18 protein-coding genes are annotated in these 22,432 nt (G+C 40.9%); 9 read left to right on the forward strand and 9 right to left on the reverse strand.

Going from position 1 to position 22,432, the window contains the following annotated elements:
* The first annotated feature begins 33 nt into the window (after positions 1-33).
* The 4 genes from btpA (at position 34) to AC2JBO_RS01105 (ending at position 5,445) form a co-directional block, all read left to right on the forward strand.
* The gene (gene btpA, locus AC2JBO_RS01090) at positions 34-885 is read left to right on the forward strand and encodes a photosystem I biogenesis protein BtpA (protein ID WP_496951767.1); all 852 of its coding nucleotides are present in this window, start codon (positions 34-36) and stop codon (positions 883-885) included.
* Positions 886-1,005: 120 nt separating this feature from the next.
* A complete protein-coding gene (locus AC2JBO_RS01095) occupies positions 1,006-2,049 on the forward strand; it encodes a vitamin K epoxide reductase family protein (protein WP_496951768.1) in 1,044 nt (347 codons plus the stop codon).
* 337 nt (positions 2,050-2,386) lie between these two features.
* Entirely contained in the window at positions 2,387-4,582 is a 2,196-nt protein-coding gene (locus tag AC2JBO_RS01100; protein ID WP_496951769.1) for a CHASE2 domain-containing protein, read from the forward strand.
* Positions 4,583-5,199: 617 nt separating this feature from the next.
* Positions 5,200-5,445 (forward strand): hypothetical protein, encoded by a 246-nt coding sequence (locus tag AC2JBO_RS01105; protein WP_496951770.1) that lies wholly within the window; start codon positions 5,200-5,202, stop codon positions 5,443-5,445.
* 77 nt (positions 5,446-5,522) lie between these two features.
* Here the strand turns inward: AC2JBO_RS01105 and nadB are convergent, their stop codons facing one another.
* The 3 genes from nadB to AC2JBO_RS01120 form a co-directional block, all read right to left on the reverse strand.
* Positions 5,523-7,172 (reverse strand): L-aspartate oxidase, encoded by a 1,650-nt coding sequence (gene nadB / locus AC2JBO_RS01110; protein ID WP_496951771.1) that lies wholly within the window; start codon positions 7,170-7,172, stop codon positions 5,523-5,525.
* 79 nt (positions 7,173-7,251) lie between these two features.
* Positions 7,252-7,692, reverse strand: a complete 441-nt coding sequence (psbU, locus tag AC2JBO_RS01115) for a photosystem II complex extrinsic protein PsbU (RefSeq protein WP_496951772.1) — start codon at positions 7,690-7,692, stop codon at positions 7,252-7,254.
* Between the two features lie 337 nt (positions 7,693-8,029).
* Entirely contained in the window at positions 8,030-8,659 is a 630-nt protein-coding gene (locus AC2JBO_RS01120) for a DUF3120 domain-containing protein (RefSeq protein WP_496951806.1), read from the reverse strand.
* A gap of 480 nt (positions 8,660-9,139) precedes the next feature.
* Here AC2JBO_RS01120 and AC2JBO_RS01125 point away from each other — a divergent pair, with 480 nt between their 5' ends.
* The 4 genes from AC2JBO_RS01125 to AC2JBO_RS01140 all read left to right on the forward strand — a co-directional run bounded on the left by AC2JBO_RS01125 (position 9,140) and on the right by AC2JBO_RS01140 (position 16,173).
* Positions 9,140-10,054: an undecaprenyl-diphosphate phosphatase gene (locus tag AC2JBO_RS01125; protein WP_496951773.1), complete on the forward strand. Its 915-nt coding sequence runs from the start codon at positions 9,140-9,142 to the stop codon at positions 10,052-10,054.
* A gap of 208 nt (positions 10,055-10,262) precedes the next feature.
* Positions 10,263-11,588, forward strand: a complete 1,326-nt coding sequence (locus AC2JBO_RS01130) for a TIGR03279 family radical SAM protein (protein ID WP_496951774.1) — start codon at positions 10,263-10,265, stop codon at positions 11,586-11,588.
* Between the two features lie 170 nt (positions 11,589-11,758).
* Positions 11,759-14,590, forward strand: a complete 2,832-nt coding sequence (locus tag AC2JBO_RS01135; RefSeq protein WP_496951775.1) for a family 10 glycosylhydrolase — start codon at positions 11,759-11,761, stop codon at positions 14,588-14,590.
* Positions 14,591-14,820: 230 nt separating this feature from the next.
* The gene (locus AC2JBO_RS01140) at positions 14,821-16,173 is read left to right on the forward strand and encodes a PQQ-dependent sugar dehydrogenase (RefSeq protein WP_496951776.1); all 1,353 of its coding nucleotides are present in this window, start codon (positions 14,821-14,823) and stop codon (positions 16,171-16,173) included.
* 188 nt (positions 16,174-16,361) lie between these two features.
* Here AC2JBO_RS01140 and AC2JBO_RS01145 read toward each other — a convergent pair whose 3' ends face one another.
* The 5 genes from AC2JBO_RS01145 to AC2JBO_RS01165 form a co-directional block, all read right to left on the reverse strand.
* Entirely contained in the window at positions 16,362-17,120 is a 759-nt protein-coding gene (locus tag AC2JBO_RS01145) for a HEAT repeat domain-containing protein (RefSeq protein ID WP_496951777.1), read from the reverse strand.
* An 87-nt stretch (positions 17,121-17,207) separates the two neighbouring features.
* Positions 17,208-17,687: a GNAT family N-acetyltransferase gene (locus AC2JBO_RS01150; protein ID WP_496951807.1), complete on the reverse strand. Its 480-nt coding sequence runs from the start codon at positions 17,685-17,687 to the stop codon at positions 17,208-17,210.
* A gap of 292 nt (positions 17,688-17,979) precedes the next feature.
* Positions 17,980-18,177, reverse strand: coding sequence for a DUF8624 family small hydrophobic protein (locus tag AC2JBO_RS01155; RefSeq protein ID WP_496951778.1), 198 nt, complete (start codon positions 18,175-18,177; stop codon positions 17,980-17,982).
* 250 nt (positions 18,178-18,427) lie between these two features.
* Entirely contained in the window at positions 18,428-18,841 is a 414-nt protein-coding gene (locus AC2JBO_RS01160; RefSeq protein WP_496951779.1) for an ABC transporter permease, read from the reverse strand.
* A gap of 13 nt (positions 18,842-18,854) precedes the next feature.
* Complete coding sequence (locus AC2JBO_RS01165) at positions 18,855-20,138, reverse strand: AmpG family muropeptide MFS transporter (RefSeq protein ID WP_496951780.1); 1,284 nt, start codon at positions 20,136-20,138, stop codon at positions 18,855-18,857.
* A 250-nt stretch (positions 20,139-20,388) separates the two neighbouring features.
* On the opposite strand from AC2JBO_RS01165, the gene AC2JBO_RS01170 reads away from it, so the two are divergent.
* Entirely contained in the window at positions 20,389-20,778 is a 390-nt protein-coding gene (locus tag AC2JBO_RS01170) for a hypothetical protein (RefSeq protein ID WP_496951781.1), read from the forward strand.
* Positions 20,779-20,786: 8 nt separating this feature from the next.
* Here the strand turns inward: AC2JBO_RS01170 and AC2JBO_RS01175 are convergent, their stop codons facing one another.
* Positions 20,787-22,244, reverse strand: a complete 1,458-nt coding sequence (locus tag AC2JBO_RS01175) for a DNA phosphorothioation-associated putative methyltransferase (protein WP_496951782.1) — start codon at positions 22,242-22,244, stop codon at positions 20,787-20,789.
* Positions 22,245-22,432: the final 188 nt, after the last annotated feature.

The following is a 22,432-nucleotide window of genomic DNA, read 5'->3' on the forward strand; positions in this document are numbered from 1 at the left end:
AATTAGGACTCCGCAAAGCGGTTTAATTGAAGAGTGGACTTGTATCAGTTATTTAAAACCCAAACACCTATTATTGGCGTGGTTCACCTTTTGCCGCTGCCGACCTCTCCGCGTTGGGGAGGAAGTTTGAAAGCGGTAATAGACCGTGCCGAACGAGAAGCCGCTGCTCTTGCGAGTGGAGGAGTTGACGGTATTATAGTCGAAAATTTTTTCGATGCGCCATTTACTAAAAACCAGGTAGACCCAGCGGTTGTTAGTGCTATAACAGTCGCAGTACAGCGAATACAAAATTTAGTCACCCAACCGCTTGGGTTAAATGTGTTACGGAATGATGCCAAAAGCGCTATGGCCATTGCTAGCTGCGTTCGCGCGCAATTTATTCGCGTCAACGTTTTAACTGGAGTAATGGCAACTGATCAAGGATTAATTGAAGGAGAGGCACATCAACTGTTACGGTATCGACGCGAGTTAGGCAGCGATGTGAAAATTCTTGCTGATGTGCTAGTTAAACACGCACGTCCCTTAAGTTCCCCTAATCTTACCGTTGCAGTTAAAGATACAATCGAGCGCGGTTTAGCTGATGCTGTAATTCTATCCGGCTGGGCAACAGGTAGTCCACCAAACCTAGAAGATTTAGAGCTTGCCTCTGCTGCGTCTAATGGTACTCCAGTATTGATAGGAAGTGGTGCTAGCGTGGATAATATCGCTACACTAATGCAAGCTGCGGATGGTGTAATTGTATCAAGTTCACTCAAACGTCAAGGGCGTATTGAGCAAACTATCGACCCTATCCGTGTTGCTGCATTTGTCGAAGCAGCTAGAATGAGTCGCAATTCTAACAGCAACAACAAGTCTATTCCTTCGTCGGTAAAACTACATTCTTAAAATAGAGAATAGGAACTAGCTCCTCGTAAGGTGCGTGACGCCACCTGATGATTAGCTTCGTTTAAGAATAGTTATAGCGTCACGCACCCTACTCCTAACTCCATTCCTTGATGTAAAATTATGAGTCGCCGTCGTTCTATCCCTTGGATTCATCGTTATTCACGCTTTCTGATTGCTGCCATAGCTGGATTCGGTGCTTTAAACACTGGCTATCTTAGCATTGTTAAGTTGAGCGGAGGCGCCGCTGCTTGCGCGCAGAAAGCTGCTGGTTGTAATGATGTTCTTTCAAGTCCTTGGGCAACAGTTTTCGGTGTGCCATTAGCTATATTCGGTTTTTTGGCATACAGTAGCATGGTTGGATTTGCATTGGCGCCACTAGCAATCAAACCAGAAAAGAATAAAGAGCAGCGCAGAAACTTAGAAAATGTAACATGGCTACTGCTACTTGCTGGCAGCATTGCTATGACCGTGTTTAGCGGTTACTTAATGTACTTGCTCGCTTTTCAAATCAAAGCCGTTTGTTATTACTGTATCGCCTCAGCGTTATTCTCACTCAGCCTTTTAGTACTAACTATTATTGGTCGTTCATGGGAAGATGTCGGTCAAATCTTTTTTACGGCGGTTATTGTTGGTATGGTAACGCTGATTGCTACTCTTGCAGCTTATGCTCCAATCAACAATTCAATTGCCAATGGTAATAATGGAGACCCAGGCAACCCGAATCGGTTAGGTGTAACTATTGTACAAGCTGGTTCCGGCGGCGGTGGACAAGTTATATTCGACCCCCGCAAAGCTGGTAAACCTGATCCTAAATCAGGTTGGGTAATTACTACTACCTCCGGCGAAGCTGAAAAACAACTCGCTTCGCATTTGGCTAAAATTGGCGCCAAAGAATATGTTGCTTATTGGTGCCCACATTGTCACGAGCAAAAATTACTTTTTGGTAAAGAAGCTTACAACATAATTACTGAAAATAATGTCAAGACTGAATGTGGCGAAGATAGTCCTGTTGGTAAACCACAAGACTGCCAAGCTGCTGGTGTAAAAGGATATCCAACTTGGATTATTAACGGCAAAAGTTACGGTGGTGTCCAAAACTTGGATGAACTTGCTAAGGCATCTGGTTACACAGGTTCACGTGATTTCAAATACTTTAAGTCTTGATACACTTGATACAATAGTATTTAAGACTTTATTCAAGTTACACCCTCTTTTATTTCAAGAGGGTATTTTCATATTTATAAATAACTATATAGAAATTATGTACAATTGTAACAAATTGTAAGCAAGTTAATTTTTTTACATAGACTGAATAAGTTAATTTCATATTTACGAATTGGTATTGTCAAAGATTATTGCTCTATTAATCTTGACAAACCCATTTGAATACACGTACACCTTAATAGTAGCTATAGTGGTAGTTATATTTTAATGACCGTATTTTCATAACTTTTGTAATAGCGAACAGTCAAAAGTTTAGAAACCCAAATGGGTAATGTCCATGAGTGAGCAGCGATACAAGTTTTACCAAAGGTTACGGAAGCCGAAGCGGCCTTTTCAAGGGCAAAAGGAGTTTCTTGTTTCATTTGGTGTTGCAAGTTGCGTTATTGCTTTGCGTGCATTAACTTTTTTTCAACTCTTTGAATGGAGTGCATTAGATAAATTCTTTCAGTTACGTCCACTTGAGGCGCCCGAGCAGCGGATTACAATTGTAACGATTGACGAAGCATCTCTTAGAAAGGTTGGTACTTGGCCACTACCAGATGGCGTAATCGCAGAATTATTGACAAAATTAAATAAATATCAACCTCGTGCAATTGGTTTGGATATTTACCGCGATTTCAAGGTTAATCCTGGTCATGAACAGCTACTTTCTGTTTACAAATCTACACCTAATTTAATTGGTATTGAAAAGCTATCGCAAAATCAGGATAACCGTGTTTTACCACCAGTTGGTTTAGCTCGAAATCAAGTTGGCTTTAATAATATAATATTTGACGCTGATTCAAAGGTACGGCGAAGTTTGTTATACTCGCACACTTACGAGCATCAAAAACACGAAAGTTTTGCACTCAAAATAGCGAAACTTTATTTAAAGTCAAAAGGTATTGTACCGAAAGCAGCACAAAGTGACCCAAAGTTTTTACAGTTGGGTAAAGCAGTATTCACCCGCTTTGAACCTCATCATGGTTCGTATATAGGAGCAGACAACAGAGGCTATCAAATTATATCAAATTTTCGTAAACCTAGTTGTATAACTTGTTCTCCTGATAAATGGGGTTTCCATAAGGTGCCGTTGCGGAATGTTCTGAGCGATAAAGTTCCTGAAAACTTGCTTAGAGACCGAATTGTCTTAATTGGTTCAACTGCACTATCACTACAAGATTATGTACTGACACCATATTCTAATCAATTTGCTGGTACTGCTAAAACTATAGCTGGTGTCGAACTACAAGCTTACTTTATTAGCGAACTTATAAGTGGCGCCTTAGACTCAAGAGCGTTAATTAAAGTATGGCCAGATTTAATTGAATACCTATGGATTTTGATGTGCGCGTATTTAGGTGCGGTTACAAGATATCGAATTCAAGGTACAACAGCCAGTTTTTTAACCATTCTACTTAGCAGTTGTGTATTAACAGGTAGTGCATTTGTAATATTTCTTGATGGTTGGTGGATACCAATTGTACCTGGGTTGGTTAGCTTGTGGGGTTCTGTACTTGTAATTACTTTTCAAATTACCTATGTCCAAGAAGAGTTGAAGCGCTCCAAAGAGTTTTTAGATCAAATTATAAACACAATTCCTGACCCAGTTTTTGTCAAAAATAATAAACATCAGTGGATTGTTTTAAATGAAGCTTATTGCCAATTTATTGGTTATTCCAAAGAAACACTGCTAGAAAAGTACGACTATGACTATTTTCCCCAGTCTCAAGCTCAAACATTTCGGACTATTGACGATTTAGTTTTTCAGACCCAACTACCGCACGAAAACGAGGAAGAGTTTACCGATAGAAAAGGTAATACTTACTCGGTAGCTACTAAGCGTTCGCTCCACAAAGACGCTGCGGGCAATTTTTATTTGGTCGGAGTTATTCGTGATATTACTAAACGCAAGCGGATGGAAGAAGACCTCAGACGTACCGCATCTGAGCTGGTTCGTTCTAACAGCGAATTAAAGATACAAGAAGACCGTCTACGTTACCTAGCATACCACGACCCCCTTACTGGGCTATCCAATCGCAAACTATTTGCTGAGAAACTTGAAGAATCACTCTTATGGGCTAAAGACAATGATTTAATGGTAGGACTGTTATTTATTGATTTAGACGGGTTTAAAAAAGTTAACGATACCTTTGGTCATGAAATGGGTGACCGTCTATTAATTGCCATTGCTGCTAGACTCAATAACTGCTTACGTGGAAGCGATACTGTTGCGCGACTTGGTGGTGATGAATTTACAGTTATTCTGCGCGCGATACCTTTTGAAGAAGTTGCAGCCAAAGTTGCTGAAAAAATTTTATTAACAATAACTGAACCAATTCTTTTAGAAGGCAACGTCGTGAGAGTATCCGCAAGCATTGGTATTAGTATTTACCCACTTCATAGTGATGACTCTGATACTTTAACTAAACAAGCTGATGCCGCAATGTATTGCGCGAAAAATATGGGCAAAAATCGTTATGAGTTCGCTTAAGTAACTTAAATGGAAAACGCTCGCCTAAAAAAGCTTCTTCCGACAACAGTGACTCTTAACTACTATGCCTTAAGTATTAGTTCTTAAGTAGTAATCAAACTACGTAATAATACTGGATTGATTTTCTTTGTTGAAACTATTAGATATTGCAACAATTGGCAAAATAACAACATTTCGCCTCTAAATTGGGTTACTTACTCTATTGACATAGATTTTACTAGAGCCTACTTTGACTACCTAACAGGATTTATTAGTATGTTTTTTATCTAATTAGCACAGTAATTACACTGAAGAGAATTAAGATATTGTAAAAGAAAACCATGTTTTGAGCAATTGCTATGTTATCTCTTGAAGGAATATCACCCTTAGGGGTGATGTAAGGGACAGCTTTGCAGTAGTATCACTAAGTTGTTATTAAAAATTCTTTTCTAAGTGGTTGTAGTCAGATTACCCCGTATAATCACTTTTAAACCATCTGCTTCACTAGGAAAATTAAATTTTGTTTAATGTTGCTCTTGTCAAAACTTTATAGTTTCTTAACTTTTGAGAAAATTTTGTCAGTAAAAACAATTAAGTAATAGTACTTATTAACCAGGTAAGGAGTGATACGGAAGATTATGGTAAGCAGTTTAAAAATAGCAAGCGCGCTATTTTTCTTTGTTGGCGCCCATTTATTAGTTCCTAGGATTGCTGATGCAGCAGCAAAACTTAATCACACTGTAGGTGTAACTAATAGCTTGGCAAATTCAGTTAGGAGTGAACCAACTTTAAATAACGCTCAGTTAATACAAGATTCCGTCGTAGAATACGAACCACCTAATTATGGGGCACCCGAAAGTGAACACGGTAGCGGCACAAGGTAGGGTGTGTGTGATGCCAGAACAATTGGAAAACGAAGCTATAGTTGAGTAGCGTCACACACCTTACTACAAGCGAATTTTTACGATTTATACCAACTGTAATTTTGCACTAGTGTATGTGACTGCCAATTAGAATTCTGTGATGGAAAGTCTGTGCGGTAATGTCCACCTCGACTCTCAGTTCTGAAAGCTGCGCTTTTTAAAATTAAATAAGCAATGTCAAGTAAATTGCGAGTTTCTGCCCAAAGTCGCAAGACTTTGTCAACGTTAGATATATCTAAAACATTTTCTTGAGGACGCAAATTGAATATAAATTGACTCAGTGGTAAATCATTAAAATCGCTCTGCCATTTTTCTACTGTTACAATTGCGCTTTCTAAACGATGCTGTTCACGACATATTCCAGCACTTTGCCACATTAAGCGAGGAATATTTCCGCGCAGGTCGTCAAGATACTCTTGACAAGAGTTTAATTCTGCCAAAATCAATGTAAAAGGTACGTCTTGAGGTTTTAATTCGGTCGTTTTAGGTTTTTCTAGCTTAATATTTGCCATTTGGGCGCCAAATACAATGCATTCAAGTAGTGAGTTACTCGCTAAACGATTCGCTCCATGAACACCAGTACTAGCAGTTTCTCCAACAGCATATAGACCTGCTATATTAGTTCTGTTAGTCAAATTAGTAACAATACCACCCATCCAATAGTGTGCGGCAGGAGCCACAGGAATTGGAGTGGAGAAAACATCAACTCCCCAACACTGACAAACTTTGATAATGTTGGGAAAACGGTAGCGAATTGTGGGAGCGGGAATTGGGCGCATGTCTAACCAGACATGTGCCGTTGATGGATCAGCAGCTGTTTGTTGTAAATGATTATAAATTGCTCGACTAACAATATCGCGCGGCGCCAGTTCACCTGCTTCATGATAATCAAAAGCAAAGCGTCGCCCAGTATCGTCAATTAGATGGGCGCCTTCGCCGCGTACAGCTTCGCTAATCAAAAAACGGTCAGCACCAGCTTTAGTTAAGGCAGTTGGATGAAATTGGACAAATTCTAAATCGCGTAAAATGGCGCCAGACCGCCAAGCGATAGCAACACCATCACCCGTACTGACTGCTGGGTTTGTTGTTTGAGCAAATACCTGACCACCACCACCCGTTGCCAGCACGACAGCAGCAGCATATACCCAAGTAATTTGATTATTATGAAATAAACTAATACCTTGACAGCGATTTGAAGATGGCTCAAGCCATAAACCTAATGCCAAAGCTTGTTGAACAACTTGAATATTAGGGCGTTTAAGAACTTGGTTTGCTAGCGTCGTCGTAACTTCACGTCCTGTTGTATCGGCAGCATGGAGAACACGGTGTCTGGAGTGAGCAGCTTCTAACGTCAGCGCTAAATTTCCACTGTGACGGTCAAAAGCAACACCTAAATCTACAAGCGACTTGATACAAGCTGAAGCATTTTGGGCAAGAAACTCGACTGCTTCAAGATCACACAATCCCGCACCTGCCTTTAGAGTATCTTCAACGTGCAATTGCGGTGAATCCGAGGGTGAAACAGCAGCAGCGATACCACCCTGTGCCCAATCACTAGCAGATAACGAAATACTTTCCTTAGTAATTAAGCCAACTCGCAGGCTTTCAGGTAAACATAGTGCGGTATAGAGTCCAGCCGCACCAGCACCTACTACTAAAACATCAAATTGATTTAATTCAGCGTTCAATTGGCAAACTTTAATGTAAGGGGTTTAGGGGGATAGGTTTGGGGGGAAGGGTTTACCTTTCCCCTTTTCCATCTAGTTTTTATCTGTAAATACCGTTGTTATAACGGTCGTCACCTTCGGTAAAAACAGATTCAACTTCATTAACGACAAAGTTGTCGAGGTTCGCTTGCAGAATTTGCTTTTGACGTTCGCTCAGTCCTTTAATATCCAAAACGTCCTTAACACTTTCGTATGGGGCATTTCTCACAATTTTACTTGCGAGCGTCGGATACAATCCTGGGAAGCGTTGAAAAGAAGCAATATTGGTGTTATTTAAATCGATTTTTTTCCCGTAAACTTCTGCCAGCCTATCATCTGCACGGTTACGATATGCTTCGCTAGTTTCTGCTGCGAATACGGGAACCGACTGAATACCAAAACCATTCAATGTAATAGCTTGAGCAGGTTGAGTTGTTCCCAACCACCCAAAGCAAGCTATCAACAAACTAAATACTGATAATATACGTGCGAATCGTTTCACGATACTTTCCACCTTTTTCCATCCAACAAATATCATTGTTTCAAGCCATCAGTAATCAATAGTCAATAGTTAGTAGTCATGAGTAAAGAAAAACAATAACAACTAAATACGGACTGATCACGACCGACAACTTAATAAACCAACACAGCAGTTATCAGAAACTAATATACAGCGTATTAATACCCAAAACTCTGATGCTTCATGGGTTTGGATAAATTTTTGCTAAAAGTCAACGAAAATGCTTAATTTCGCGCTGCTTTTCGTACTTAGCGCCGATACAAAACTATACAAAGATTTATTACAAATAATAAGTGTCTATGTATTTAGGCATATATATTTAGGCATACATTGCAGCTAGCAGGAATAGCACATCAACCAAAATAGTACTCAAGACGGCGCCAGAGAACGCGAACCAATGATTTTGTTGTCTTGCTAACGGCAGAACTCCAACAGTTAAGAGTGTTACCCCAAGAATTAATGCCCACAATTCACCAATTGGTGTTTGGACTTGATATAGCGCTGCCTGTAAAATTCCTGATACTTGATCTGGCTCTACATTCATAATTTGGCGCCAATAAGGAATTAAGTTTGTTAAATAAAAATAAATATCAGTAACAACTGTTCCAAACAGTGAGCCTAAATAAAACCAGTTACCTACTTTTCCCCAGTTACGTCGCAAGCACCAGATTGCAAAAGGCAATCCAATCGCTTCTACTGGTATATGCCATACTGGTTCCCATCGCAACCAGCCCCAGTAAATTGAGCCAGCCAACCAACTCCAGCTAAAACCGTAAAGTAAATCGCCCCATATATAAGTTTTGCTACGGGACATTAAAGTAAAACTCAGCCACATCCAAAACCCCGTTAGTCCCAAACTTACCCAAGGTAAAGCTCTGACCAGAGGCGCCTCAACAAAAACTGGAACCGAAACCAGAAATATAGCCGCTCCAAAAATGAGAAGCGACACAGGAGGAACTAAGGATACAGAAACCGCAGAAGTATAAAGCTGTTGAGAGTGACTTACTTCTAAAGTTGTAACATTACTGACTAAATCATCTCTCAAATCACTCCTTACATCCAAAAGCGCGCTCTGAGTAACAGCGAGTCTGGATTCATCTAAAGTTTCTAATGACTGGGTAGAAGCTGCGCGCGCAGGTATAAGTGTATTAACCAAGGCTGTATTAACCAAAATTTTAATTTTAATATTTGTTACTTAACTTTATCTTATTTAAAATAACATAACATTAAATCCCCCCCTAGGGCATTTAAATTACATTATACCCTCAATCAGTGCGCTCGTAGAAAGTGCGCTCGTGCTGAGTATTAACTGTTTTCTCAGCACGAGCGCACTTTTTACTCAAATAAATGTCACCCGGAATCGCTGACGCTGATAACGTAAAGTTGGATAATTCGGTAAAGTTACGCAGCCACTTCGGGAGTCTGGTTAATGGGAACAATTTTTGTAGCAGGCTATTATTTGATGCCTGTCTCAACTCACTTGATGCAAGCAGGTAACGCCGTTGCGGGTGAGTCCAATTTACTTTGGGAAGTAATACAAGGTATAGTACTGGGAATAGTGCAGGGAATAACAGAATTTTTGCCCATCAGCAGCACAGCACACCTGATAATCTTTCGGGATATTTTGGGATGGAAAGCGACATGGAGTAAAGCCGCAATCGATGGAATTCAGCTAGGAAGCGTTTTTGCAGTAGGGTGGTATTTTCGTAAAGATATTTTAAGTATTTTAGATGGCGCCTTGGCTGCGTTTAAACGTAAACAGTGGCAGCGCGAAGAATGGAAAATATTTGTAGGAATTGTAATTGGAACAATTCCTGCGTTGTTGGGTGGGTTAGTGCTGAAAGTATTGAAAGTCGAGTTAGAAAGTCCGTTAATGATTGCTTGTATGTCGATAGTGATGGCAACGCTGTTAGGGTTGGGAGAAAAAATCGGTTCGCGCAAGCGTGGGTTTGAAGAGTTAGAAATCAAAGATGGAATTCTTGTGGGTTTGGGACAGATGATAGCTTTGTTGCCCGGTTCTTCCCGTTCAGGTTCTACATTAACAACCGCTTTATTTTTAGGATTGCAACGTCAAACTGCGGCTAGATTCTCGTTTTTGCTGGGATTTCCAACGCTTGCCATTGCCACACTAGTCCAGACCAAGGACGTTCTTACAGTATCACATATGATTGTGCCCTTAATAGTCGGGATTATCTCGACTTTCATATTCTCCTATCTATCTATTGCTTGGTTACTTAAATTTCTACAGCGCAACAGCAACTGGGTGTTTGTTTGGTATCGTCTTGCATTTGGTGCAGCTATTTTAGGCGCCATTGCTACAGGAGCATTTAAAGCCATCGAGTAGGGTGTGTGACGCTACCAACAATCTTAAAACGAAGCATTGGTCGAGTGGCGTCACGCACCTTATTTACTCTGGTGCGTGAAGAAAAAACAATTTCTTCAGGGGAAAGACTATTAAATGGCGTCACGCACCTTATTTACTCTGGTGCGTGAAGGCTACCAGATTGCTGGCTTCGTTTTAAGATTGTTAGTAGCCTTCACGCACCCTACTTATGTCCGTCGCTAAACCCGCTCGTATAACAAAAGTATTATCTGATTCGATAGCTGCTGAAATAGGCTTTGAAGCAGGAGACGCAATTGTCAGTATTAATGGGACTCGTCCGCGCGATTTGATTGACTATAGATTTTTGTGTGCGGATGAGATACTCGAACTTGAAATATTAGATGCCAATGGCAAAACTCACTCCTTGGAGATTGAGAAGGATTACGATGAAGATTTAGGGCTAGAGTTTGAAACGGCACTGTTTGATAATCTGATTCAGTGCAATAACAAATGCCCGTTTTGCTTTATTGACCAACAACCACCTGGTAAACGCGCGTCTTTATATTACAAAGACGATGATTACCGTCTTAGCTTTCTCTATGGTTCGTACTTAACCCTGACCAACTTGTCACGCATCGAATGGCAGCGCATCGAAGCAATGCGACTTTCGCCTTTATTCGTATCAGTACATGCAACGGAACCTGATGTCAGAATTCGATTGCTCAAAAACCCGCGCGCTGGTGAAATATTGAAGCAAATCAAATGGTTCCAAGAACGGCGCCTGCAAATACATGCTCAAGTTGTCGTCTGTCCTGGTATAAATGACGGCAAGCATTTGGAACAAACTATCCGTGATTTAGCGTCGTTTTATACAAGTGAAGTGCCTGCGGTAGCATCAATAGCGATAGTACCTGTAGGTTTAACACGATTTCGTCCGACTGAAGACGAACTTGTACCAGTCACCCCTGAAATAGCTCAAGAGGTGATTTTACAGGTTAAAAGTCTTCAGCAGGAATTTCGTCAAAAGTTAAACTCTACTGTTGTTTGGCTAGCTGATGAATGGTTTTTAATTGCTGGTGAGGAGTTACCATGTGAAGTTGATTACGAAGATTATCCCCAAATCGATAACGGTGTTGGTTCAATTCGCTTATTCCTGAAAGAATTTGCAACAACTGCCTCAAAAGTATTACCAGCAAAAGTCAAACCACTAAGGAAACTTACTTGGGTTGTGGGTAATGCAGTTGAAAAAGCATTTCAACCGATTTTACAGCAGTTAAATTCGGTAGAAGGGTTAGAGGTGAATATGCAAGCTCTGTCAAGCGAATACTGGGGACAAACAATAAGCGTAACTGGATTAATAACTGGTCATGATTTGCTATCTAAGTTACAAGGAATTAATATAGGGGATGGAATTTTATTGCCAAGTGTAATGCTCAAGCATGGAGAATTAGTATTTCTCGATGATATCAGTGTTGAGGAAGTAGCGTCTCGACTCAATACCAAAATTTTTCCGGTAACTGGAGTATCGGAGTTGATAAATACCTGTATTAATTAAGCTATTGATGATAAGCTACCTTTAATTACAATCGTCTGCGTTGTCCACACAAAACTCAGATTACCGACTTCTTAAAGAAGTCGGTAATCTGGTATGCGCGATTTACAGTGCATTGTTTTGACTATTTTAATCATTACTTTAATCATTAGAAATTTACCGAGGGTTAGAGCGTGAGCAAAGCTAGACAAATTAAGGAAATAATTAAATTAATCAAGTTCAGTAAAGCCACAAAATTTGGCTTATTTTTCCTGAATTTACAAATTATTATTTTTCATTTATTGAGTATCCCAGCGGCAGCAGCCTCGGAAACTAATTTAACTATTATTTATAGTCAAGATAATGCTAGTCAATGGTCGGGTATCACTAGTCGTTTGCAGTCAGCAGGAGTCAATTACTGTGTTGTTTCTCTAGACTCTGTTAGAACCTCTGCTGACTGGGGAGCGCGTAGAGTTTTATTTTTGCCCAATATTGAAACAATTAGTCCAGCCCAAGCTATTGCTTTAGAAGAATGGATGAGTAAAGGTGGGCGCCTAATTGCGTCAGGCCCAGTAGGAACGTCATCAGCACCGGGAGTCAGGCAGCTAATGCGCGCGTTACTCGGTGGCTATTGGGGATTTAGTCTTAATAATGTTCAAAAAATACAGCCTTCTAAAATCAAAATTACTCAAGACTGGGCCAAAAATGGAGTTTTTGGACAAGCGCGCGGTGGTGTTGTGATTTCCGACGAAGCTACTGGACAACCTGCAGCACTATGGGATACAAAAGACAATTCAACTGCGGTCTTAGCAACCGAACGTTCAATCTTTTTTGGATGGCGGTGGGGTGTTGATACTGCTGCTGCTAGCGAATTAGACTCTGGATGGTTACGAGCTGCGATTAGTCGTCACATACAGCTACCATCCGGCGCCGCAAGAAGTGTCTCAGGTGGCGCTAATAACTGTACAACATCAATAGCATCACTCCCCAAACCTTCTAATTCAGTAGCCTCAAGACCTGCAACAAATCCTAGCTCAAATACACCTAATTCAAATACACCTAATTCAAATACACAGGAATATGGAGCGGTTAAAGTTGACCCTTCTATCTTTAACTCTTCAACATATACTTCTCCAACAGCTAGAAGAACAGCTACAAATTCCCAAGGTAGTTTTCTTCCTAAAACGACACCTAGAAGCGATGAAGCAATTGACCAACTCGAACAGAATGTCCGTTTGGATGTTGTGCCAAATTCAAATCAGCCAATAAGTGCTTCTGAGGCAATAGCACTTCGCCAAGAACTACAAAATTTGATTGGACGAGTTGAAAGTTCACAGTTATCAGCATCTGCAGTTTCTGGAAAACCGCAGTCACTTAAAGCCACTCAAGCTCAGTTTGCATCGGTTCGACCTGGAGCGCCAGCTTTTAGTACTTCTCAAGCACGTCAAGTTGCAGATAATATACCCCAACTGGTTGCTAGTAAACAATATAATCAAGCGCGTCAACAGTGGTTAGCAACGCGCGGTGCTTTATGGAAGCAGTTTCCTTTTGACCAGCGGATGGCACAACCAGAAATTCGGGCGATGTGGCTTGACCGAGGCACAATTGTTAAAGCCGGAAGTGAGGCAGCGCTCGCACGTATTTTCGACAGACTCGCGCAAGCAGGAATTAATACAGTATTTTTTGAAACACTCAATGCCAGCTATCCAATTTATCCAAGCAAAGTGGCGCCGCAACAAAACCCATTGGTTCGAGGTTGGGATCCCCTTGCTTCAGCCGTCAAACTCGCAAAAGCGCGCGGTATTGAATTACATGCTTGGGTGTGGGTATTTGCTGCCGGAAATCAGCGGCATAACGAATTGCTAGGTATAGATAAAAACTATCCAGGTCCTGTACTAGCTGCAAATCCTTCTTGGGCAGGTTACGATCTCAGGGGTCAAATAGTGCCTCAAGGTCAAGGTAAACCATTCTTTGACCCAGCAAATCCCCAAGTTCGAGACTATTTACTGAGGCTATACGAAGAAATAGTTACCAATTATGATGTAGACGGATTACAGCTTGACTACATTCGCTATCCATTTCAAGACCCTAATGCAGGAAGACTTTATGGATATGGAACAGCAGCACGTCTTCAATTTAGGCAAATTTACGGTGTAGACCCTGCAACTATTTCACCAAAACAAAGCGATTTATGGGAAAAGTGGACGACATTTCGCACCGAGCAAGTCAATAGTTTTGTAGCAGAAGTCTCACAAAGATTACGGCAAAAGAAATCTAATTTAACTATATCGGTTGCAGTGTTTCCTTTACCAGAACAAGAACGAATTCAAAAAATTCAGCAGAACTGGGAAGTGTGGGCGAGACGAGGTGATATAGATTTAATTGTGCCGATGACTTATGCGCTTGATACTACCCGCTTTGAGCGATTAGCACAACCGTGGATAGCTTCAACGCAGTTTGGACAACTAGGTGCAGCATTGCTAGTACCAGGTATACGCTTGCTCAACCTTCCAACTCCGGGAGCTTTTGACCAAATTCAAGCAATTCGAGATTTACCAGCTGTCGGTTATGCATTATTTGCAGCAGAGAACTTAACGGGTGATTTACAGCAAGTATTTAATAGTACTCAGGGTAGTTCAGGTAGTTTAACCAAATCAAGCGGCGCCAGTAGAGAACCAATACCCCATCGCCAACCATTTCAAACAGCAGCAGCACGTTATACTGCATTACAAACTGAATGGAAATGGATTGAGAAAAACAACCAACTAAAATTAACACCAACAGGACTATCAGCTTTTAAACAACAAGCAGATGTTTTAGAAACAGCATTAAATCAACTTGCAGAAACACCAAGTGCATCCAGGTTAACAACCGCGAAATCGTCGCTCGTGCGTTTCCAGTCATTATTTAGAGCGTGGATGCGTGAACAGTCAGCGCAAAACCCCTATCAAGTTCGCGTATGGGAAAATCGTTTGGGAGCAATTGAAAGATTGTTACGTTACGGTACACGCTTGCAACGGATGTAACGGATGTAACGGATGTAACGGATGTAACGGATGGTTATTCTCGTTTTTCAATAAAGATAATTGTAGGTTGGGTGGAGGCGCCCATGAACCCAACAAGAGCTTGTATACATTTTTCATCCTTACGCTGGAGTTCGTAAAGCATAACTCTTGACTATCATTTTTATAAAGGTAACGGATAGAACTCATAAACCATCCGTTACATCCGTTATATCCGTTGCCAATCTTGCTTTATGAAAATGCTCGTGCGTTCAATCCTACCTGTGTTGTTACTTGCTGCATCTGCTTGTACTCAAACAGTAGCAACTCTAGAAAATCCCTCACAAAAGCCTACCGAAGTTTCTACAACAGAGCTAGCGCAAAATCAAAATTCAAAACAAGCTAAAAATACTACTATCCCGACTCAACCACTTAACCCTACACCGATTCGCATTAATATAAAAGACTTACCCAAGCCTTTTGCTACCGATAGCGCTTCAAAATCTCCCCAGGTTGTTCCAATACCCAAAAATCCAATCTTAAATGTACCTGCTGGTTTTAGTGTAAATTTATATGCCGAAGATTTAGAGGCGCCACGTTGGTTAGCATTGACACCTTCGGGAGATGTTTTAGTAACAGAAACAAAACAAAACCGTATTCGTTTACTGCGTGATACGAACGGGGATGGAGTTGCTGACGTTAAAACAACATTCGCAGGCGCCCAAAATGGGTTAAATATACCATTTGGGATGACATTTGCAGGTAATTATTTTTTCTTGGGTAATACTGATGCTGTACTGCGCTTTCCCTACACCAAAGGGCAACAGCAACTTACTGGTATTGGTCAAAAAATTACTGACTTACCAGGTGGAGGATATAACCAACATTGGACACGTAATGTCTTAGCATCACCAGACCGTAATCAAATATACGTATCAATTGGTTCTCTGTCAAACGTCGATGAAGAACCAACACCGCGCGCTTCAGTACAGATAATGAACTTAGATGGTCAAGGACGACAAACATTTGCTTCAGGTTTACGAAACCCTGTAGGTTTAGCTTTTCATCCAGTTACAAAAGAACTTTATACAACAGTTAACGAACGCGATGGTTTAGGGGATGATTTAGTACCTGACTACTTTACACGTATTCGGCAGGGTGAATTTTATGGTTGGCCATATGCATACATAACGCCTAATTATATAGACCCACGTCAAACCGCAAACGGTAAAAGTAAACGTCCCGACTTAGTACAAACTACTCGTACACCCGACGTACTATTTCAGGCACATTCAGCCGCACTAGGTGTTAAATTTTACGATGGTAAAACATTTCCAGCTAAATATCAAAACGGAGCATTTGCAGCATTTCGTGGTTCTTGGAATCGTAACGCAGGAACTGGTTACAAAGTAGTATTTATTCCTTTTGATAGCAACGGGCGCCCACAAGGTTATTATGAAGATTTTCTAACAGGCTTTTTACAAGACTCCAGTATTCCAACAACATGGGCACGTCCAGTAGGTTTACTTGTGGCGCCAGATGGTAGTTTACTGGTTACCGATGAAGCAAATAACAGAATATATAGAATTCAATATCGCCCAAACTAAAAACTGCGTTCAACATGACATTTAAAAACGTAGGGTGCGTGACGCTATAAGGAAATTTCAACGTAGATGTAAGACTTGTAGCGTCACGCACCGACTCATGATTATAACTTTTAAAAAACAGTAAGGTGCGTGACGCCACCTGGTGATTAGCTTCGTTTAAGAATTGTTATAGCGTCACGCACCCTACTTTAAAACCATCCTTCTTGTTCCAAAGTTTCTATCATTTGAAGCCCGCGCGTGTCTCCTACACCTAAAAGGGCAGCTTTAGCGTCTTCGCGCACTCCTAAGTCGGTGTCTTCAGCGAAAGTTTGGATTAAGGCATCAATTGCAGTGGCATAAACTACGTTTGAAGGTAGCTCACGACATAATTGTCCAATAGACCAAGCGCAATTACTACGAACTGCTGCAATTGGGTCTTGAACTAAAGCCGAAATTAAAGGAGGCATGGCGCCAACAACTACGTCATAACCAACACCTGCCATTTGAGCGAGTGCGCTAGCTGCCCATAGTCGCACTGCCGAAATATCTGTTTTGAGTGCATCTGCTAGGGGGGCTAAACTTCTACGGTCGCGACAATTTCCTAATGCCCAAACTACACCTTTACGCACGTAACCGTTCCAGTCGCGATTTAACTGCTTTATCAGTGGTTCTACTGCATTAGAGCTTGGATTGCGCCCAATTCCATAAGCTGCACTTACCCTCACTAGAGGACAAGTATCTGTCAACAAACGAATTAAGGGAGAAGTTGCGCGTGCATCTTCAATGTCACAAAAAGCACGTGCCGCCAGCATTCTTTGCTGTGGCTGTGGACTGTCAAGAAGCGCGAGCATCTCATCCGGGTCAGGAAGTGAGACCTCTGAAGATTCAGTCAGCGGTTCAATCCGGTCGAGAGGACTTTCTAGCTCGGCTTCGGGGTCAAGTAAGCTGAGGTCATCGTCATCATACATAAATAAAAAGTACCATTACAAACGGTCATCTTCCACACATGCATTGATTTTAAATTGGGGAAGGGGTTAGGGGGAAGAGGTAGGGGGTTACTCTCCGTTCTCTAAGCGTTTGACCATCCATAAAGATTGTGTTTGAAAACCGAGTTGGTTATATAAGTTAAGAGCAGGTGTGTTTTCAGAAAAAACTTGCAGACCTATTTGCTTGTCTCCGCGCGCTCTTGCCCATGTTTGTGCATATTCCATTAACGCTTTACCCACACCTCGGCGCCGATGTTCGGGAATAACGTATAATAGAAATAAATGAGCATGACGCAAACCTGTAATTTGGTCGATAGCATTTCCCATCCAAAGACAACCGACAGAAGAAGTTGAAGGAGTTATAGCTTCTTCTGTTTCCGCAAAATATACCCACCACAACGGTGTTTCGCTCGATAAATATTGTTCTACAGTCCTTGACAAATGAGAAAAGTCTTGGTCTGGAAAAATGTCTTGGTAAGTTCGCTGCATAAACTTTACCAGTAACGCTCTATCTAGGGTCGAGCCTCGACGAATTTTATAAGATGGTATCAAAAAAGAATTCAAGGTTGTTTATGGGAACTCACTAAGTACAATTTGACACGAAAACTTACTGCACAAAATTAACCTTCGGTGAATTTTCCAAAGGTATTTAAAGTTATACCATTATAATTTAGACATATATCTATGATAAATAATGCCTTATACTCTATATAATTAAGTTGTGTTAGTATATATATTTACCGTAAAGACAAAAGTAGAGATGCGTAAACCGGAGGTTTTACCGCAGGGATTAATCGCGTTTGTACACAGAGGTAAGAATTAATGTGTGCTATTAAGCACTCTACTTTAAAGACGGTGCCTTCATTGAGACTAATGTGTTACTCTGTCCATCTAGCTCTGTGTTAAGTCCTACACCATCAACGGGAGCAGGCGCGGACATGTCAGATGGTAAGAAGATGCGTGCGCTGGTTGCAACGAGAGCAATCAAGAAAATGATAACAGCGATTAAAGGGGCAATGTATTGGCGAACAATATTCATAATTCAACTTATACAAACAAGGATGCTGGAAATAAAATTAAAGATTTATTAACCATGCTTGATTTATTTTAGCTGCAAAACTGCCCCATAAGAAAATCTCTATAGGTGAAAAACAAAATCTTGTGAAAAACAAAATCTTGTGGAACGGGCATCTTGCCCGTCCAACTTCTATGGACAGGCAGGATGCAACTTCTAGAAATAGGCAGGATGTAACTTTTAGGGACAGGCAGTTAGCTATCCTACAATACTCCTACCGTCTATCGCGTTCTACATCGGCGATAACTCTTTCCCAGTACCAATTTTCTGGCATATTGGGGTAGGTTTTACGCGCTTGAGCAACGAGACGTTCGGCGCCACTCGTGTCTCCATCTAATAAGTTAGTAAGTTGGTTTTTGAGTTGGGCAATGGGGGGTGCGAATTCGTCAGCGCTGTATTGGCGGCTAGATGGTTGGCGCCCTGCTGGTTGTGCTTGCTGTCTGCGAAACTCCCAAAATAATACGTAGTATAGCGTAGCAAATATTACGATTAAGCTAAATGTTCCTAGGAAGGTGACGAGGTTAAGCGCCAAGCGCCCGAGAACAAGTTGTGAGAGGACGTAGCCAAGTAAAAGACCTGTTAAAAAAAGGATGGTCGTAGAGATAACAACGACAACTCTTTGCCCCATAGATTAAATTTCCTTATATTTCCTCATCTAGTCCGGGTCGATTTAGTGATATTGGTTTGGGATTCCAAGGTGCAAAAAATGGTAGTAGGATTACTCCTGGTAAAGCAGCAATTGCGGTTATTAGGAAGAAAGTAGGCCAGCCTGTAGCTTCTGCCCATGCTCCAGCTGGTGCGGAAAGAATATCTCGACTGAAAGCTTGCAGGCTAGAAAGTAGTGCGTACTGCGTAGCGGAAAAACCCTGGTTGCAAAGACTCATCATAAACGCGACAAACGCCGCCGACTCCAAACCAGCACAAAAATTTTCGATATTAAGTGCAGCGACCATCAAGGGGTAGTTTTTGCCGACAACTGCTAATACAAAGTAAGTTAGGTTGCCAGCAGCTTGTAGTATAGCGAATATCCACAGAGCGCGGTTAACTCCAATCTTGGTCATAACGGCGCCACCAGCCAAAGTTCCGACAATTACAGCGACAATTGAGAGAGCTTTCGGAAATCCTAAATCTGGTGCAGCAAAGTTCAAACCTTTATCTAACAAAAATGGTGTAGCAACGTTTCTAAGTAAAGAGTCTCCTATTTTATAAATTACAATAAACACCAAAATTAAAAGACCCTGTAAGGCGCCCTTACGCCGAAAAAAATCAATAAACGGCAGCGTCACAGCATCATATAAAGACCGAGGAGGAGCTACACGCTGTTTTGGTTCAGGAGCAAAAATCGAGCCAATAACACCAATTCCCATTAACAACGCCATTCCCACATAAACAGCTTGCCAAGACTGGAGAAAACCTACCAAAGAAAAACTTATACCTCCAGCGATCAAAAGGGCAAGGCGATATGCCAATAAAAATATAGACGCACCAGCACCAAGTTCTTGTTCTTCAAGCACATCAGTACGGTAAGCATCAACGACAATATCTTGGCTAGCGCTAAAAAAGGCAACTGTAACCGCGATAATAGCTAGAACTTGTAATCCTTGAGAAGGTTTTTGTGTTGCCATTGCCAAAATACCCAGCAGTAAGGCAACTTGAGTTATTAACAACCAACCTCGGCGCCTTCCTAAAAACGGTGGTACAAAGCGGTCAAGAATAGGCGACCACAAAAACTTTAAAGAATATGGCAAACTAACAAGAGTAAATGCAGAAATGGCACCTAGCCCAACACCTTCTTGAGTCAGCCAAGCTTGTAAAGGGTCTTTACCCGTTAAATAAAGTGGCAAACCTGACGAGAATCCTAGTAATAACAGCGCCGCCATCTTGCGGTTGCCATATACCCTTAATATCGATGAATTTTTTGTCATAGTCGAAAAAATACCTTTTCCTGTTTAGTTCATATATATACATATCGCGCCCGGTTAATTGCACGGAAATTAACACTATATTTGCTATTTGTATTTTTTGTTATTAAATGTATTACATATAAGTGACTTCATGGCAACGGATACAACAGATGTAACGGATATAACGTATAAATTTATAGTTTAGTTCCTGAATTTACGTGAATATCTCTTAAACGTATGAACGTTTTATCATAGAATTTTTAGGTGGGATATGACAGACTTCGCTTTACAGCAACAAAACTTTACAATTAACGATATATCTACCCGCTTGCAGCAGCTAGGTATCAACTTAGCTTCCATTCAAACCTTGTTTACTGACGCATCGCAACAACAAGCGATATTAAACCTTGCTAAAGAAAGTAGGTATTTTATCGAGTGGACTGTTCCAGATATGGTTAAAAACGATGACATTGACCAAGCAGCAGAACTAGTTGATCTAGGACGTGTTTTAACACGTTGGTTATTCGATAAGGAAAAAATCTGGTCTAATTCAACAGACAATGTAGAGACGCGACATGTCGCGTCTTCCCAAGCACAACAATGGTTACAAAGAGTGTTAGAAATTTCACAAATGTATGAACGGTCAGTTAGCAACGGATGATAAACATCTCATCCGTTACCAGGTATTACTTGATGGTCTTGAATTTCCACGTTATGTTCAGCTAGGCACTTTAACCAACCATCGCGCGTGCCAATTTCGTTTTTATTCTTAAGCAACCCTAACTCTACTTCCTGCTGAGTCAGCTTGGCAAATTTATCATAATCAGGATAACTAGATACAACAAATGTTTCCTTACGGTGTAAAACAGGTGGGTTTGTTCTATCTGAATAATCGTAATGAGTAACTCTAAGTGTTTTTAAGTCAATATTAATACTTGCTTTTAAAGCAGGATGTGGGTCTGTATCGAAATCTGGATAGTATAGATAGGATATTCGCGGTTCATCAATGTAAAATTTTATCAAAGTAGCATCATCGACACGTCCAATAAAGCGGGTTGCACATCCTTCGTATATTCGTAATAAAGGGTCGAGTTCTTGGAGTGCGGAAGCGTGAACATAAAGTGCGCTACGGGTACGTTTGCCAATTTTGCTTTTATCGCACGCAGTTTTCACAACTCCTGGTTGTCCCAAGCTAAATAATTTTCTGTCGGCAACGTCACAAGCGTCTTCGTAGTGACCAAAAAAGGCTTTGATATCTTGACGCATTTCTAGTGGTAGTTTGTACAGGGAACGATTACCTTCGAGTTGCATTAATGCCAGGTATACTTGGATATCGAGCGAACGACGGTAAGCGATAGCATCCCATTCTGCTTCATCGGTTGCTTGGAGAATAACAGCAAACGCGCGCTTGAAGTTACTAAACTCGATTAATAATTGTTCTTGCTTTTCTAATTCTCCTTTTATCGGGAGTCTACCGCGTTGTGTATAAAACTCCATAAGCGGTTGCAGTATTTCTTGGTAGTCTTCAAAACGCTTAGTCGAAATGCGAACGCGCGGTGTGTAAGTGCGAGAGAAGTATCTAATAGCTTTGAAATGTTGTTTCTCTTCTTCCGAGCGAAAGACAAAATAAACACCTAACGCTACGGGTACAGCATCAGCGTTTAATGTCTCATCTATATACTTTTTAAGTTCTTCTTGCTCGTAATATTTCTGAAACGTATTTAAACGGGTAACTATACCATCACCGTAAGATATTTGATGATGACTTGGAGCATTAACTAATACTTGTGCTGAAACAACGAGTACTTTTTGTGTAAGGTTCCAAGCTTTAGAAAGAGCTTCAGCGCGTTCAGTAGTATCTTCAATGACATTAAGAACATAACCAATATTAACAACATCCGCAGAAACTAGCGTCTCATTGGGGAAGTAATAAGGGTCCCAACCAGTACTTTGATACCCTAGTTTCGTAGTGCGCTGAACATCACCACCGTAACCACAACCGTAGTCAAAAAAGCTTTTGCTAAGAGTGAGAATATTCCACTCAAGGGCAAGTTTAACAGGACGCGATATATCAACACGCTGTATTGCAGCACGGTGACGTTCAATTTCAATGTAGCTCCCAGTCATAGCAAGAAGGGAAAAGGGCGACTATATATTATCTATATATATTTTTTGCTGTCATTTCGAGCAAATCTTCAACTTTCTTGATATTTCAGGCACCTCAACTCGTTTCAGGTATTATATTTAACACAAAGACTATCCCTCTTTCTTTGTGTCCTTTGTGTCTTTGTGGTTCACACCATAAGTTTAAATTG

This window comes from Calothrix sp. CBUCES-K 9914 (assembly GCF_059640475.1).